Origin of the sequence: Phascolarctobacterium succinatutens CAG:287 (assembly GCF_000434895.1) — a bacterium.
In the GTDB taxonomy this organism is placed as follows: Bacteria; Bacillota; Negativicutes; order Acidaminococcales; family Acidaminococcaceae; genus Phascolarctobacterium_A; species Phascolarctobacterium_A succinatutens_A.
In genome coordinates, this window is sequence record NZ_FR892791.1 from 1 (window position 1) to 15,624 (window position 15,624).

At 46.9% G+C, this 15,624-nt stretch carries 19 protein-coding genes; 16 read left to right on the forward strand and 3 right to left on the reverse strand.

The window, feature by feature from the left end; all coding sequences use genetic code 11:
- Positions 1-37: 37 nt before the first annotated feature.
- Entirely contained in the window at positions 38-625 is a 588-nt protein-coding gene (locus BN587_RS05350; RefSeq protein ID WP_021720116.1) for a hypothetical protein, read from the reverse strand.
- Positions 626-853: 228 nt separating this feature from the next.
- Here BN587_RS05350 and BN587_RS05355 point away from each other — a divergent pair, with 228 nt between their 5' ends.
- From BN587_RS05355 to BN587_RS05430, 16 genes are all read left to right on the forward strand, one after another.
- On the forward strand, positions 854-1,552 hold the full coding sequence (locus BN587_RS05355) for a response regulator transcription factor (protein WP_021720117.1): 699 nt from the start codon (positions 854-856) through the stop codon (positions 1,550-1,552).
- Complete coding sequence (locus BN587_RS05360) at positions 1,545-3,107, forward strand: sensor histidine kinase (RefSeq protein ID WP_021720118.1); 1,563 nt, start codon at positions 1,545-1,547, stop codon at positions 3,105-3,107. The genes BN587_RS05355 and BN587_RS05360 overlap by 8 nt, the downstream gene beginning before the upstream one ends.
- Complete coding sequence (locus BN587_RS05365) at positions 3,100-3,879, forward strand: SDR family NAD(P)-dependent oxidoreductase (protein WP_021720119.1); 780 nt, start codon at positions 3,100-3,102, stop codon at positions 3,877-3,879. The genes BN587_RS05360 and BN587_RS05365 overlap by 8 nt, the downstream gene beginning before the upstream one ends.
- 139 nt (positions 3,880-4,018) lie before the next feature.
- Positions 4,019-4,822: a glutamate racemase gene (murI, locus tag BN587_RS05370; RefSeq protein ID WP_021720120.1), complete on the forward strand. Its 804-nt coding sequence runs from the start codon at positions 4,019-4,021 to the stop codon at positions 4,820-4,822.
- 265 nt (positions 4,823-5,087) lie between these two features.
- Positions 5,088-5,663: a Na+/H+ antiporter subunit E gene (locus tag BN587_RS05375; RefSeq protein WP_021720121.1), complete on the forward strand. Its 576-nt coding sequence runs from the start codon at positions 5,088-5,090 to the stop codon at positions 5,661-5,663.
- Positions 5,664-5,665: 2 nt separating this feature from the next.
- The gene (locus BN587_RS05380) at positions 5,666-5,929 is read left to right on the forward strand and encodes a monovalent cation/H+ antiporter complex subunit F (protein ID WP_021720122.1); all 264 of its coding nucleotides are present in this window, start codon (positions 5,666-5,668) and stop codon (positions 5,927-5,929) included.
- Positions 5,926-6,387: a monovalent cation/H(+) antiporter subunit G gene (gene mnhG, locus BN587_RS05385; RefSeq protein WP_021720123.1), complete on the forward strand. Its 462-nt coding sequence runs from the start codon at positions 5,926-5,928 to the stop codon at positions 6,385-6,387. The genes BN587_RS05380 and mnhG overlap by 4 nt, the downstream gene beginning before the upstream one ends.
- 1 nt (position 6,388) lies before the next feature.
- Positions 6,389-6,631: a Na(+)/H(+) antiporter subunit B gene (locus tag BN587_RS05390; protein WP_009146418.1), complete on the forward strand. Its 243-nt coding sequence runs from the start codon at positions 6,389-6,391 to the stop codon at positions 6,629-6,631.
- Positions 6,631-6,957: a hydrogen gas-evolving membrane-bound hydrogenase subunit E gene (gene mbhE, locus BN587_RS05395; RefSeq protein WP_009146419.1), complete on the forward strand. Its 327-nt coding sequence runs from the start codon at positions 6,631-6,633 to the stop codon at positions 6,955-6,957. The genes BN587_RS05390 and mbhE overlap by 1 nt, the downstream gene beginning before the upstream one ends.
- Positions 6,954-7,406, forward strand: a complete 453-nt coding sequence (locus BN587_RS05400) for an MnhB domain-containing protein (protein ID WP_021720124.1) — start codon at positions 6,954-6,956, stop codon at positions 7,404-7,406. The genes mbhE and BN587_RS05400 overlap by 4 nt, the downstream gene beginning before the upstream one ends.
- On the forward strand, positions 7,390-7,764 hold the full coding sequence (locus BN587_RS05405; RefSeq protein ID WP_021720125.1) for a sodium:proton antiporter: 375 nt from the start codon (positions 7,390-7,392) through the stop codon (positions 7,762-7,764). The genes BN587_RS05400 and BN587_RS05405 overlap by 17 nt, the downstream gene beginning before the upstream one ends.
- Positions 7,761-9,254 carry a monovalent cation/H+ antiporter subunit D family protein gene (locus BN587_RS05410; protein WP_021720126.1) on the forward strand — a complete coding sequence of 498 codons (1,494 nt, stop codon included), beginning with the start codon at positions 7,761-7,763 and terminating at the stop codon, positions 9,252-9,254. Before BN587_RS05405 ends, BN587_RS05410 begins: the two co-directional genes overlap by 4 nt.
- Positions 9,251-10,756, forward strand: a complete 1,506-nt coding sequence (locus BN587_RS05415; RefSeq protein ID WP_021720127.1) for a monovalent cation/H+ antiporter subunit D family protein — start codon at positions 9,251-9,253, stop codon at positions 10,754-10,756. Before BN587_RS05410 ends, BN587_RS05415 begins: the two co-directional genes overlap by 4 nt.
- The gene (locus BN587_RS05420; RefSeq protein ID WP_021720128.1) at positions 10,756-10,998 is read left to right on the forward strand and encodes a hypothetical protein; all 243 of its coding nucleotides are present in this window, start codon (positions 10,756-10,758) and stop codon (positions 10,996-10,998) included. The genes BN587_RS05415 and BN587_RS05420 overlap by 1 nt, the downstream gene beginning before the upstream one ends.
- A complete protein-coding gene (locus tag BN587_RS05425) occupies positions 10,991-12,730 on the forward strand; it encodes a Na(+)/H(+) antiporter subunit D (protein ID WP_021720129.1) in 1,740 nt (579 codons plus the stop codon). The genes BN587_RS05420 and BN587_RS05425 overlap by 8 nt, the downstream gene beginning before the upstream one ends.
- A gap of 170 nt (positions 12,731-12,900) precedes the next feature.
- Entirely contained in the window at positions 12,901-13,827 is a 927-nt protein-coding gene (locus tag BN587_RS05430; RefSeq protein ID WP_021720130.1) for a LysR family transcriptional regulator, read from the forward strand.
- 101 nt (positions 13,828-13,928) lie between these two features.
- Here BN587_RS05430 and BN587_RS05435 read toward each other — a convergent pair whose 3' ends face one another.
- Together BN587_RS05435 and BN587_RS05440 are read right to left on the reverse strand one after the other, a co-directional pair.
- Entirely contained in the window at positions 13,929-14,270 is a 342-nt protein-coding gene (locus BN587_RS05435; RefSeq protein WP_021720131.1) for a hypothetical protein, read from the reverse strand.
- Between the two features lie 25 nt (positions 14,271-14,295).
- Positions 14,296-15,579: an SLC13 family permease gene (locus BN587_RS05440; protein ID WP_021720132.1), complete on the reverse strand. Its 1,284-nt coding sequence runs from the start codon at positions 15,577-15,579 to the stop codon at positions 14,296-14,298.
- Positions 15,580-15,624 lie beyond the last annotated feature (45 nt).

Sequence of the window (15,624 nt, forward strand, 5' to 3'; positions counted from 1 at the left end):
AAGAGGATTAATTAATTTTTACTATTTTTGCCTTGCCTTAATCCTGAGGCGGTTGGGGGAATTCGCCGTTGTGATGTCTGTAGCCATGGAATTCTTCCTTATGGTGCTTGTAGCCACGGTATTCACCTTTATGATGTTTGGGCGGCTTCGGCGGCAGCGGTCTGTTGGCTCTTATAGCCTCGCGTTGCTCGGGAGTCATGTTCTGCAGGCGCTCGTGGCGTGCCTGGCGCTGCGCCATATCGTCCTTGATGAACTGCTGTACTTCTGCCTTTTGGGCGGGAATGAGCTTAGCCATAGTTTCCTTGGCGTATTTTTCGTGAGCTTCTTTGCGCTCTTTGCGCATTTTTTCTACAGCTTTTTCACGCTGCTCGGGTGTCATGCTTTTCCATTCCTCGCGCATTTTTTGGAATTTGGCACGCTGCTCCGGTGTGAGCTTGTGGCCTTGGCGATGCATTCTGTGAACCGGCGGCGGGCAGGGACGGTCTGCGTCGTTTTCATGCAGAATAGCGTTTACGCGCTCGCTCATAGAAGGCTGCGGCTGGGAATCTGCAGAGGCAGCAAAAGCGCTGGTGCAGAAAGCCGTCAAAACTGTACCGGTAACGAGAATTTTTTTCATATTCAACATTAGAATCACTCCTTATATTTTTATTGCTTAGTAATCTTATACAGCAGTTAAGGTATTGCTTTTGGTTGTTCCTTAACATTGCTTATATTGTACAGGCATATTATGACTTTTTTATGTTTTTTGACTTAATTTAAGCTGAAAAATATCTTTTTTTGCGTCATACTTTTAACACACATAGACGTTAAAATGTAATATAATGGAAGAAAGGTGATATAAGGAGGCTTTACGATGAAAAAGATACTTATCGCTGATGATAATAAACAGATTACGACAATTTTATCCGGCTATGCCAAAAAGGAAGGCTTTGAGCCGGTTGTTGCTCTGGACGGAGCAGAGGCGCTGGATAAATATCTGCAGTATGAGCATGAAATTGCTGTCGTACTGCTGGACGTGATGATGCCGGAAATAGACGGCTTTGAGGTTTGCCGTCGTCTGCGCAAGGAATCCATGGTGCCGATTATTATGATAACGGCGCGTGGTGAGGATTACGACAAGATTATGGGTTTGGATATCGGTGCGGATGATTATGTGATTAAGCCGTTCAGCGCACCGGAGGTGATGGCTCGCGTGCGTGCGGTACTGCGTCGCCTGGGAGCTCAGGAGCCGGCGAACGCTCAGACTCTTTCTTACGCAAATCTGTACATTAATCTGGAAAAGTATGCAGTGCAGATTAACGGCGAAGAGGTACCGTTGACAAAAAAGGAAATCGAGCTTTTGTGGACGCTGGCGAAAAATTCTACGAAGGTTTTCAGCCGTGATAATCTGCTGGACAGTATCTGGGGCTATGATTATTTCGGTGACAGCCGTACTGTTGATTCGCATATCAAGCGCCTGCGCGCCAAGCTGGATAAGTATGAGCATCCTTTGTGGGAAATCAAAACTATTTGGGGCGTAGGCTACCGCTTTGAGGGACACAAGGATGAATAATAAGATTGCTTTAAAGCTGACACTGTATTTTTCTGCGGTACTGCTTGTTTTTGCGTTGATTATCGGCGGTGTATTTTACCAGTTCTTCAAGCAGCAGACGGTTGAAATCAAGGAAAAGGAAATGCGTCTGCGGGCGGAAAAGATTGCCGAAGTATTGAGTGATAATATGGAGCGTATGGAAAGCCGTCACGGTGACGGTATTGCCAACAGCAAATTTATCAGCTATCTGGATAATGTGACGCAGGAAATCGTCTGGGTGGTGGACAGCAACCGTCAGCTGAGCATCAATAAGGACAGGGTGCAGCGTCAGCGCAGAGAGGTGCAGAAGCATCATGAGCATAGCGGTTTCACTCTTTTTAAACGTCAGATGCCGCCGATTGCCTGGAAGGAGCCGCCTAAGACTCCTAAGGAGGCCTACGAAAGATTGCCGGTTCAGGTCAAGGAAAAGGTTGAGGATGGTTTTAACGGCAAAGAGTTTATTATCGAGGAATATAATCCTATGCTTGACGGCATTATGCTGACAGTAGGCAGACCGATTTATGACGATCGGGGGCAGGTAAAGGCTGTGCTTTTGCTGCATTCTCCGGTAGCAGGCCTGCGTGACGCTATCTGGTCCGGTCTGCGTATTCTGCTTATCAGTCTGCTGGTGGCGATGGTTTTGGGTATGCTGCTTTCGGTAGTGCTCAGCTGGCGTTTTACCGGAACGATTGAGAAGATGAAAAATATTGCCGAGCGCTTGGCGGAACGTGATTACACGGCCCGCACCGATATTAAGCAGAATGACGAAATCGGCGAGCTGGCGCGTACGCTGGATATTTTGGCGGAACGTCTGGAGCTGGCAGATGCCGAAAGCCAAAAGCTGGAAAAGCTGCGCCGCGAGTTTATTGCCAACATTTCGCACGAGCTGCGTACGCCTGTGACGGTTATCCGCGGCAGCTTGGAGGCCTTGCGTGACGGTGTGGTTACGGAAAAGGCCGATGTTGAGGAATTTCATGAGCAGATGTATAAGGAAAGCCTGTTTTTGCAACGTCTGATAAATGACCTGCTGGATTTGTCACGTTTGCAGAATACAGATTTTCCGATTGAAAAGGCTCCATTGAACTTTGTCGATGTTATGCATGACGCAGTGCGCAGCGGCAGGCAGCTCGGTGCTGATAAAAAGCTGCAGATTACAGGCAGCGCGGATAAGGATATTTACATGCTGAACGGTGATTACGGACGCTTGCGTCAGATGCTGATGATCTTTTTGCATAACAGCATCAAGTTTTCTCCTGAGGGCAGCGAAATCAAGCTGGAGCTGGCAGACAACAGGCTTAAGCTAACAGATCATGGCTGCGGTATTAAGGAAGAGGATATTCCGCATGCCTTCGACCGTTTTTATAAAGCGCGCAATGAGCATAATAAGAGCGGCAGCGGGTTGGGACTGGCAATTGCTAAGCAGATTGCGCAGCGTCATGATATGCAGCTTCAGCTGCAGAGCAAGCTGGGCGAGGGTACGACAATTATTATTACTTTGCCGCCTGAGCTGAAGGAAAAGGAGTATGCAGATGAATAAGATGAATTACGGCTGTGAGGGATTATGCGTTGTTATCAGCGGTGGCACGTCAGGTATCGGCCTGGCGGCGGCACAGCGTTTTTTAGCAGACGGTGCGCGTGTATATATTTTGGGGCGCTCAGCAGAGCGCGGCGCGCAGGCATTGCGTTATCTGGATGAACAGACGGGAAAGCAGGCAGTGTATATTTTCTGTGACGTGACGAAGCAGGCTGAATGCAAGGCTGCTGTGGCAAAAATTGCCGAGCAGGAAGGCAGGCTTGACTGGCAACTGGATATTTTGGTCAACAGCGCCGGCTTTTACCGCGAGCAGCGCTTGGAGCAGATGACGGAAGCAGATTTTGATGCGATGATGAAAGTCAACGTTAAAGGCATGATGTTCTTGACGCAGGCAGCGCTGCCTTATCTGCGCAGTAAAAGCAGCGTGGTAAATATTGCGTCTGATGCTGCTGTCAGTGGCAATTACGGCTGTGCGCTTTATTGTGCGACTAAAGGTGCGGTGGTGGCGCTTACGAGAGCGCTGGCGCTGGATTTGGCACCGTCGGTGCGCGTAAACTGCGTTTGCCCGGCAGATGTGGATACGCCGCTTCTGGCGCAGCAGCTTGCTGACGCGAACGGCGGCTATACATTGGCGGATGTGGCTGCAGCCTATCCGTTGCAGCGGATTGCCGCAGCGGGTGAGATTGCTCACGTAATCTGCAGTCTGGCGTCCCCTGCCAACAGCTTTATGACCGGCAGTATTGTAACTGTCGACGGCGGCCTGACGGCCGGATGAATATTGGAAATATTGTTTTTATGTAAAACAGGTAAAGAGCAGGTAAAGAAATTTTCTTTGCCTGTTTTTTATATACGCAAACGTATATAAGTGATATAATTAATGTATTAAAGTATAAAAAATACGGGAGGGTATTTTTATGGATAAAATGCAGCCAATCGGCGTACTTGATTCGGGAGTCGGCGGTCTGTCGGTTTTGAAATGCCTGCATCAGATGCTGCCGCACGAGGATTTTATTTATGTGGGTGATACTGCGCGTACGCCTTACGGCACCCGTACTGAAAAAGAAATCCGCAGTTTTGTGGGAGAAATAATCGATTGGCTGACAGCCAAAAACGTTAAGCAGGTAGTTATAGCCTGCAATACGCTGACGATGCTTGGTGTAGACAGTCTGCGGGGGTCGCATCCGTTCAGGGTTGTCGGGATGTCCAAGGGTGCGCAGCAGCTGCTTGCGGCCAGTCCTCATAAGAAAATCGGCGTGTTGGCAACGCAGTTTACTATTGCCAGCGGTTTGCATAAAAAAGCTCTTCTTGCTGCAGACCCGCAAGCGCAGGTTTATCCGGTGGCTTGCCCCAAGTTTGTGCCGCTGATTGAGGGCGAACAGTTTGACAGCCCAGAACTGCAGCAGGCTATCGCCGAGTATACCGAGCCTTTTAAAAAAGCGGGCGTTGAGGCAGTGATTTTATCCTGCACGCATTATCCTTTTATCAAAGAACCAATCGAAGCCGATTTAGGGCCGAAGGTAAAAGTGCTTGACCCGGCGGCTGCCACCAGTGCCGACGCTATTGTAGCACTTAAGGAGGAAGGTTTGCTGCGTACAGAAGGCAAGGGACATCTGCAGGTTTGCTGCACAGCTGATTTGGCAAGAGTTGAGCGCTTGGCAGGCAGAATGTTGCCTGTAGACGATTGCGATTTTTCTTTAATCGATTTAAAGAAAAATTGATTGCATAACTTTTATTCCTTTCAAAAAAGAAGCAGGAATTTTCTTTTTAATGTCTAATTTATAATAATTAAGAGCGAGAAAAGGCTTGCTTTTTTGGTGGCTTGCTATGCGAGCTGCCTAATAGGTATTTATGTTACTGAATGCCGATTTTATGAAACTGTGAAAGCGGTATTTATATTTTCGCAGCTATGTCATCTGTATTGACGGATGACTGGTTACGCAAATGCTATTATATTCAAAAATAATATAAAGAAAGGTGGTAGCTGTGGAAAAGCAGGGAGTATTGAACGATAAAAAAATTGTAGGCTCGCCTATGGTGCATATGACATGTCTTGCTCTGGTGCTGTTTGCATTCTGGATGATTTTGTCAGGCAGAACGGAAACAAAATTTGTCGTATACGGTATCCTTACAGCTGTGGTGACAACTTGGGTTACATACCCGCTTCTGCTGGTACCGAATAAGGATGGCAGTAAAAAGTATTATGTTTTCGGGTTTTCGATTCCGAAAATGATTATGTACTTTTTCTGGCTGATGTGGCAGCTGGTGCTCGCCAATATTGACGTGCTGCTGGCAACTACAGGTCAGGAGCTGAACATTGATCCTAAGGTTGTCCGCTTCCGCTTTAGGGCCGATAATCCTATGGCATCTGTTATTTTGGCGAACTCAATTACGCTGACACCGGGTACAGTAACAATGAATGTTACCGACGACGGTGTGTATGAGATTCATGCACTGACCGTTGGTGCGGCCGCAGGCGTGCTTGATGGCGGCATGCAGAAAAAGGTTGCCGATTTATATGGCGAAAAATTTGATTTTGCAGTAGTAGAGAGTGAGGAATGATTATGCAGATTATATTTTATATTATGATGGTAGCCATTCTTCTGATCATCGGTACGATGCTGCAGCGCTTGTTTAACGGACCGACAATTTTTGACAGAATGAACGCCTTGGGCGTTATCGGTGCCGATACAATTTTATTATTGGTACTTTTCGGCTATATTGACAAACGTCCGGATATGTATGTTGATATAGCGATTTCTTATGCAATTTTAGGCTTTATCGGCTCGCTGATTGTAGCTAAATTTATAGGAGGTAAAAGGATATGATTGAACAATTCGGTTTTACCTCCCTGCGCGAAGTTATCGCTGCACTGTTTCTGTTAAGCGGTCTGGTATTCTTCGTCGGCTCAGCTATCGGTATGCTGCGTCTGCCGGACTTCTATTCCAGAATCCATGCCTCCGGTAACAGTGAAACTCTTGGCTGTACGCTTTCCTTTATCGGTCTGATGATTTATGAAGGACCTACACTGACAGCGGCAAAGATGGCTTTTGTATTTTTACTTGTTTTTATGGCGAATCCGATCGGCTCGCATATTCTGAGCAAGGCAGCCTATAAATCCGGACATCCTGTCTGGACACTGCAAAGCAAGGGCGCCAAAAAGCTTGTCGGTCTGGAAAAGGCTGACCACAGCGCTGACGAGCCTGTTGGTCATATCCGTAAGAAGACTGTAAAAACAAATCGTAATCAGGTACATAGATATCATAAGAAGAAAGGAGATAAATAAAATGGAGATTTATACTATTGAAGCTCTTTTACTTGTCTTCCTGATTCTCATTACCTGTGCAGTTATTTTCTGCAAGGATATTCTTAGTGCTGCGATTATCTACAGTGCGTTCAGCTTCTGTGCTGTGCTGCTGTATCTGATGATGGGTTCCCCCGACGTAGCCTTTACGGAGGCTGTTATCGGTACGATTTCTACCATCTTCTTCGTAGCTTCGTTGAAAAAAATTGATAGGTGGTGTAAATAATGCGTGGATTAGTTGCTGTTATCCTGGCGATTATGACAGGCATGTTTTGCTCTGTCGTAACCTACCTGCCCGAAATTGGTGACGCGAACACTGCGCCTAACCAGCATGTTACTCCGACCTATATCTCCCGTAGTGCGGAGGATACAGGCTCGCCCAATATCGTAACGGGCGTCATCATCGACTATCGTGGCTTCGATACTATGTGGGAAACCTCGGTAATGTTCCTCGCCGGTCTGACAACGGTGCTGGTGCTGACCAGCAATCCGGTAGGACGCAGACCTGAGGAAGAGCCGGAGGATCCGGAGGAAGGAGAGATTATCAAATGAAAGAACCATTTGGCGGTCTTATCCTAAATGTGGCCTTCAGAATGCTGGTGCCGTTCACGATTACCTACGGCATTTACGTTCTCTGCCTGGGTGAGTTTTCTCCGGGCGGCGGCTTCCAGGCAGGTGCGTTGCTTTCTGTAGGCGTGCTGCTGGCACGTCTTATCCTGGGCTTTGATACAAAGTTCAATGTCTTAGGCAAAACCTCTGTTGTTCTTGCTGGCGTGGGCACCTTCCTGTATGCTTTTACCGGTTGGCTGACATTGTTCGGCGGTGCAGACTTTTTCCTGAACTACAATTATATGCCGATTCATATGGAGCCGCAGCATGAAATGCATGCTATGGGCATTTTCCTTATTGAAATCGGCGTTGCCATCTGCGTAATGATGACAATTATTAATCTGCTTGATGCAATCGTGAAAAGGGGTGACGAAGATGGAAGTGCTCAATGAGTTTTTGAAAACAAAAGGCATTTATTCCCTGGTCATGATTCTTTTCTTCCTGGGTGTGTATGGCATGGTCCTCAGCAAAAACTATATGAAGAAGCTGATGGCGATGAACGTTATGCAGGTTGCCGTAATCTATTTTTATCTGTGCTTTGCACAGAAGGATGGCGCAATGATTCCTATCCAGAACGGCCTGACAACAGATCCTAATGCTTACATTAACCCTCTGCCGCATGGCCTGATGCTGACAGCAATTGTTGTAAGCCTTGGTACTACAGGCGTAGCAATTGCACTCCTCATGCGTATTAAAGAAATCTACGGTTCTGTTGAAGAAATAGAGGTATTGAGGAGGGCTAGTAAATGACACAGCATGCTCCCGTCCTGATTGTACTTTTACCTTTAACAGCATCCTTGCTGTGTATGTTATTTTCCCGTATCAGTAAAAATTTAGGCTCCTGGATAGTTATGGCTTCTATCGCCGGTGCCTTTGCCAATGCCTGCATCGTACTGCAAAGAGTGTTGGAATCCGGCGGCAAAACCTGGCATTACTGGATGGGTGGCTGGGAACCGCCAATCGGTATTGAATTTGCTCTTGATCCGCTGAACAGTATTCTGGCAGTAGTGGTAACATTTATTTCTCTGATGGTTTCGCTTTACAGCCGTCCGTTCGTCAAGGATGAGGATTGGCTGCATGTAGGCGGCTATTATACATTGTTTGGTTTGCTGACGGTAGGTCTTTCCGGTATGATTATTACCGGTGACGTTTTTAACCTCTATGTATATCTGGAGATTATGTCACTTTCCGGTTATGGTCTGATTGCCCTTGGCGGCAGAAAGTCAATGTTGGCAGCCTTCCGTTACCTGTTAATCGGTACCATCGGTGCTTCTCTGTATCTGCTCGGTGTCGGTTATCTGTATGCTATGACCGGTACTCTGAACATGGCTGACCTTGCTGCACGCGTAGTTCCGCATCTGAATTCGCCGCTGTTTGCGATTGCTGTAGCCTGCTTTATCATCGGCTTCGGTATCAAGATGGCGCTGTTCCCGCTGCATGGCTGGCAGCCTGATGCCTACACCTTCGCTCATCCGGGCGCTGCTGCTTTTATTGCAGGCTGCATGAGTAAGGCTCCGGCATATGCTTTAATTCGTTTTGTATATTATATCTTTAAGGTTGATAACCCTGTAGTTCAGAGTGCGCTCAACGTTTTGGGCATTCTCGGTGTAGCAGGTATTCTTATCGGTTCTATTATGGCGATGGCTCAGTATGACTTCCGCCGTATGCTGGCATATTCCTCTGTGGCACAGATTGGTTACATTGCAATCGGTCTGGCAATGGGTAATATGTACGGCTTCATCGGCGCCGTGCTGCACGCTATCAACCATGCTTTTATGAAGAGCAGCCTCTTCCTGGTTATCGGCGGTATTGAGTATCGCTTCGGTGAGGTCAATCTGTACCGCTTAGGCGGCATGAACAAAAAGATGACTATCAGTACGATTACCGTGCTGCTGGCTTCTCTGTCTATGATTGGCCTGCCTCCGACCTGCGGCTTCTTCAGTAAATGGTATCTTATGCTTGGTGCCTACACCGGCGCACAGTACTTCTACATCGCTGTACTTGTTATCAGCTCCCTGCTGAATGCAATTTATTTCTTCCGTATTATTGAGCAGATGTTTATACAGCGTGAAGCTTCGCTGACCGAGGTACATCCGCATAAGGGCAAGCTGGGCTTACCGCTTTCCATGGTTATCCCGATTCTCGTCGGCGGTATCATGATTCTGGTACTTGGCTTCTGCAGTGTTGACATCGTTACCGATGTTGTTAAGTTAGGATTGCCGGAGGTGTTTCTGAGATGACTATTTTAGATTGCAGACCATTTCTGGCGGTTGGTGTATCTTTTATAGCTGCTGTACTTATCGCGTTCAGCAGACGTTGGCCTAACCTGCGTGAAACCTGGAGCGTTATCGCTTCCGTACTTAAATTCGGTATCATTCTGTCGATGCTGCCTGCTGTTCTCGACGGCAACCAGTATCAGTGGACGCTGTGCCAAATTACCGATACCGTGGGACTGACGCTGCGTACCGATTCGGCCGGCATGATTTTTGCGGTGCTCGCTTCGATGCTGTGGGTACCGATGAACTTCTATTCCATCGGCTATATGCGCTGCAATAACGAAAGCGAGCAGACCGGTTACTTTGCTGCTTTTGCTATCTGCATGAGTGCCGTAATGGGCATTGCGATGGCCGAAAACCTGTTGACCTTCTTCATCTTTTACGAGCTGCTGACTTTGGCAAGCTATCCGCTGGTACTGCATAAGCGTAACCAGGAAGCATTGATGGCCAGCCGTAAGTATTTGATTTATACCTTGATTTCCGGTCAGCTTTTCCTGGCCGGCGTTATCGCCGTTTACTGCATCAGCGGTACGATGGACTTTACTCCCGGCGGCTTCCTGACTACGGACATGGCTCCGCGATGGGTGCTGCAGGCTATCTTCGTACTGATGATTTTGGCAGGCTCCGTAAAGGCTGCGGTTATGCCGCTGCATGGCTGGCTGCCGGCAGCAATGATTGCGCCGACTCCGGTATCTGCATTGCTGCATGCCGTTGCCGTTGTTAAAACCGGCGTTTTCGCCGTACTGCGTATCATCGGCTTCGTCTTTGGTCCGAAGCTGTTGGCGGAAATCGGTGTCGTTGATGTATTGGCGTGGGCTGCTGCGGCAAGCATTATCATTTCTTCGCTTATAGCTCTGCGTCAGGACCATTTGAAACGTCGTCTGGCGTTCTCCACTATCGGCCAGCTTTCCTACATCGTGTTAGGTGCTGCGCTTATTTCTCCGCTGAGCATCAAGGGTGCTTACCTGCATCTGGTAGCTCATGCTGTTATGAAAATTACCCTCTTTATGTGCGCCGGTCTGATTATCGCGCGTACACACAGAAACAATATCAGTGAGCTGTATGGCATCGGCAAGAAGCTGCCGGTAACAATGGCCTGCTTCACGATTGCTTCTCTTGGTATCGCCGGTACGCCGTTCCTCGTTGGCTTTGTCAGCAAATGGAATCTGGCACTTGGCGCTTTGCAGGCAGGCAAGCCTCTGTACATTCTCGTCTGGGTTGCCAGTGCGCTTCTGGCTGCCGGCTATCTGATGCCTGTTGTACAGATGGCATACTTCCGCAAGGATCCGCAGGAGGAGTTCCGTGAATATGGCGATATCAGCTACTCGATGCTGATACCTATCTGCGTTACAACTATTATCGCTGTTGTCCTCGGTATCGTGCCGGATATTTATCCGCACTTCTATGAGCTGGCAACAATGGCCTCCAACGCTATTTGCGCAGGCTGGAACGGAGGTTGGATGTAATGAGCAAGAAAACTGTTTACATGATAGCTGCTGCCGTGCTCGTGCTTTCCGCAATCGGAGAGCTTTGCGGCGTACATCTGCACAGTCCTGCGTGGTGGCCGCTGCCGTTTGGCTATGATATTTTCTTCGGCTTCTTCGGTTGCTGGCTGCTGATTATTCTGGCAAAAATTATCATGACGCCGCTGCTGCAGCGTGATGAAACCTACTATGATGATCCTAAGGGAGGTGAGGACGATGAGTAATCTGCTTCATCCCGGTCTGATCCTCATTGCCGTGGGCGTGCTTGCGGTACTTGTGCCGAAAATGCTGCGTAAGTTTATTTTGGCTATAGGTCCGTTCTTTGCCCTCTTTGCTGCACTTTCTATGCCGGTTGGCACAGATTTGAGCATTGAGTTTTTTGGTACAGGCTATCACTTGGGCTACATGTTTGTAGATAAGCTCAGCTACGTGTTCTGCATGATTTTTGCGCTGATGGCTTGCATCGGCGGCATTTATTCCTGTCATAACGAGAACCGCATGGAAGCATTTTGCTCCATGTCCTATGCCGGCTGTGCTCTTGGTGTAACACTGGCTAAGGATTGGCTGACGCTGATTTTCTTCTGGGAAGCACTTGCCGTAACCTCTCTGTTCTTGATCTGGTGCCGCAATATTCCTCAGTCCCGTCGCGCAGGCCTGCGTTATCTTTTGGTGCACATGCTCGGCGGTAACCTGCTGCTGCTCGGTATCTTCCTGAAGGTTGGCAGCGGTGATTCTCTGATTGCAAATCTGTCTAAGGCTCCGCATGACCTTGCTTTCTGGGCAATTTTAATCGGTGTAGCTGTTAATGCGGCAATTCCGCCGGTTAATGCCTGGTTGGTTGATGCTTATCCCGAAGGCACGATTACAGGAAGCGTATTCTTAAGCTCCTTTACTACGAAGGTTGCTGTTTACGCTTTAATCCGTATCTTTGCCGGAACAGATTTCCTGATGGGCTTTGGCTGCTTTATGGCGCTTTACGGTGCTGCCTATGCGATTATGGAAAACGATATGCGTCGGCTGCTCGGTTACCATATTATCAGCCAGGTCGGCTTCATGGTTGCCGGTGTAGGCGTTGGCACTGCGATGGCACTGAATGGTGCTGCGGCCCATGCCTTCTCGCACATCCTGTATAAATCACTGCTCTTCATGTGTGCCGGTGCAATTATCTATGCAACCGGTGTCCGCAAGATTAACCAGCTCAGTGGTATGGCGAAAAAGATGCCGTTTGTGGCTGTGTGCTTCTTTGTAGCGGCGTTCTCCATTTCCGGTGTACCGTTCTTCAACGGTTTCATCAGCAAAACGATTACGATTGCCGCTGCATCCGCTGCCGGTTATGATTGGGTATATACACTGCTGGAGCTTGCCAGCATAGGTACTTTCTTATCCATTACCTTGAAGATGGGTTATTTCATCTTCCTGCGTGATGCCGATAAGAATGTAGAAATTAAAAATCCTCTGCCGAAGAATATGTATCTCGGCATGGGCTTCGGCGCAGCGCTCTGCTTCCTGTACGGCGTATATCCGGATCTGCTGTATCGCTATCTGCCGTTCGGTTATCCAGATTACCAGCCGTTCACTGCAGCATATATGCTGAGCTACGTAGAAATTCTTGTCGTAACCATGGTTCCGTTTATGATGTTCCTGCCGCGCATGGAGCCTCATACAGCGCTCAGCCTCGATACAGACTGGTTCTACCGTAAGCCGATTGATTTTGTTATCGTCCGTATCAGCATGCTGCTGTGTGCAATCAGCGGCGGCCTGGGCAGTGCCTGGGGCGTACTGTACGAAAAGTTTATGGACCTTACGAGCAATCCGATGGATTTCCTCGATGCCAAACCGTTCCGTAAACGTACGCATTATAACCCGGAAAACTACCGTACATCTATCGCCGACCCAATGATGATTACCCTGACGGTACTGGTAAGCAGTATCGCTTACTTTATTGCTACGTTGTAATTTAATTGATAACAGAATAGCTGTTTCTGAAAAGCAGTTACTGCGACGTTATGTCATAGTAACTGCTTTTTTCATCACTTTAATGATTATTTGCTATTATTTTTTAGCTCTAAAGTAGTGTAGTATAGAAATGAAATTCGCTTAGTAATATAGGAAAGGAGCTAAAATAAATGGAGATTAGTCAGTTAGAGTACTTTGTAATTCTGGCGCGGATAAAACATTTTACCAAGGCAGCACGTTCGGTAGCAATTACGCAATCGGCACTCAGTCATTCGATAGGAAAACTGGAACGTGAGTTGAACGTATCCCTATTTGATCGTACAGAACAGGGAGTGTTTTTGACATCGGCGGGAGAATATTTTTTGTCGCATGCTGAAAAAGCCCTCAACGAATTAAAAAAAGGACAGAAAGAACTGAAAGAGATGAATGACCCTAAAAAAGGTCTCATTCATTTTTCTTTTATTCATTCGTTAGGGACAGATTTAATACCTTCACTGGTGGCAGGTTATGGAAAATTGCATCGCCATGCCCGGTTTGTCCTGACACAAAATAATTCAGTCTTTCTGACCAGTAATCTGCTGGAAGGAAAGGATGATATGTGCCTTTGTCCGCCTTTGATGAACATGGAAAATATTATCTGGGTATATTTATATTCTGAAGAACTTTTTGCTGCGGTTCCGCAGGGGCATCGGCTGGCTGGACGCAAATCTCTCATGATGCGGGATCTGGCAGGTGAACCGTTTATGTCTTTAAAACGTTCTTATAATTTACGTCTGCTTTCGGAACAGCTTCTTGCTCAGGCGGGGATAACTCCTAATATCATTTATGAGGGAGATGATGTACATACTTTGGCAGGCCTGATCGCTTCGGGTATGGGAGTTTCCATTTTACCTAAAATCACTACTATTGTGCTGCCGGATGTGGTATTCATTCCGTTTACGGATGTTTCCTGTAAACGCGAAATAGGTTTGGCGTGGAATAGTGCGGCGGAAATGCCACCGGCATCTGATGCTTTCAGACAATATATTTTGCAGCGTTTCAGCAGTGCCAGTCGTAAAATCGGAAAAGAGCTGTTTCCTAAAGAAGCAGAAAGATAATAACATTGCTGTGCATAACGCGAAATACCCTGTTGTCTCATTTTAAGGCAACAGGGTGTTTCCTGTTTTTTGAAGAAAAATTTTCCTTTGTAGTAAGCTTATCAGAATCTCCTGAAAGTGCCGCCTAGACGTTTAAATTTAGTGTCTGTTACAAAGGGATCTTCAATTTTACGCATATCCTTACACATTTTATCTTCTTCAGCAATACTTTGGCAGACGCTGGTACCCTCTAGTTCTATCATCTGGTCAATAATACTTTCACCGGAAGGGGTGTGATTTAATGCGTTTTCTTCTTTTAAATCTACCCATTTGCCGATGAGACCGCTGTGATGCGGTAATTTTTCGGCATTTGCAAAACTGGAGCAGGGTTCCGTTTCTAAAACTGAAATACCATTGTTGTTTTGAGCTTTTTCCTGAACATGTAACCATTTTTCTGTAGACATAATATACTCCTTCTTTCTAAATTTTTTATAAATAACGTAGGTAAATGTATCCACTGCTGATAAGAATGGATAATAACATTAACGGAAAAGCAATTTTCATAAATTGCAGGAATGTGATAATCACACCACGCTTAGTAGCCATCGAGGCTACCAGCACATTGGCGGATGCACCTATGAGAGTGCCGTTACCGCCAAGGCAGGCGCCTAATGAGAGAGACCACCAAAGTGGGTTCAGATTAGTAATACCCATATTTCCCATATCTTTGATCAGAGGAATTAAGGTAGCTACAAAAGGAATGTTATCCACAAAAGCGGAGCAGATAGCGCTCATCCAGAGAATAAGCATAGCAGTAGCAGTTTCATTACCGCTGGTAATTTCCATAGCTTTCTGTGCCAACATGCTGATGATACCGGTATCTACTAAAGCCCCTACAAGGACGAACAATCCAGCGAAAAAGAAGATCGCCAACCATTCTACGCTGCTCAGCATACGGCTGATCATAGGCTCGTTTCTGTGGCAGGCAAGTAACAGCAACAGACCGGCACCGGTTATGGCGGCAGTAGCAGATTCAATTTTTAAGGTGCTGTGCAGGACAAACATAACAACAGTTAAAGCCAGAACGAAGAGACATTTATAAAGCAGGTTCCAGTCCTGAATCTGGTCTTTTTCCTCCATACACATCACATGATGTTGCCTTTCTGGTGTTGTTTTGAGACCTTTGTGATAAAGTAGAATGAGAATTAAATCAGTTACGATAAAAATGAAAAGACAGATGCCTGCAAGGTTGGTAATGAAATCAACAAAAGAAAGACCGGTAGCACTGCCTATCATAATATTTGGCGGATCACCGATAAGCGTTGCTGTGCCGCCTATATTGGAGGCAAGAATCTGACTGATCAGGAAAGGCTTGACATCGACCTGCAGTTGGGAAGCCATGCTGAAAGTCAGGGGAACGGTAAGTAAAACTGTGGTTACATTGTCTAACAGACCGGAACAAACCATAGTAATACCAGATAGAGCAAAGAGCAACGCAGTAGGATTGGCGCGCACTTTTTTGGCTGCCCAGATTGCCAGAAATTTGAACAGACCTGTCTCTCTGGTGATGTTAACGATGATCATCATACCTATTAAAAGCCACAGCGTGTTCCAATCGATATGGCTGATAGCACTTTCCTGTGTCAGAATACCGCTCCAGATCATAAGCGCAGCGCCTAAGAGGGCGATGATAGTACGATGAATCTTTTCTGAAATTATGAAGGCGTAGGCCAGAATAAAAATTCCGGCGGCTAGGGGTGTTTGATAATCCAAGAGAATAGGACTTCCTTATATAATGTATTTAGGTTGATAAAGGTA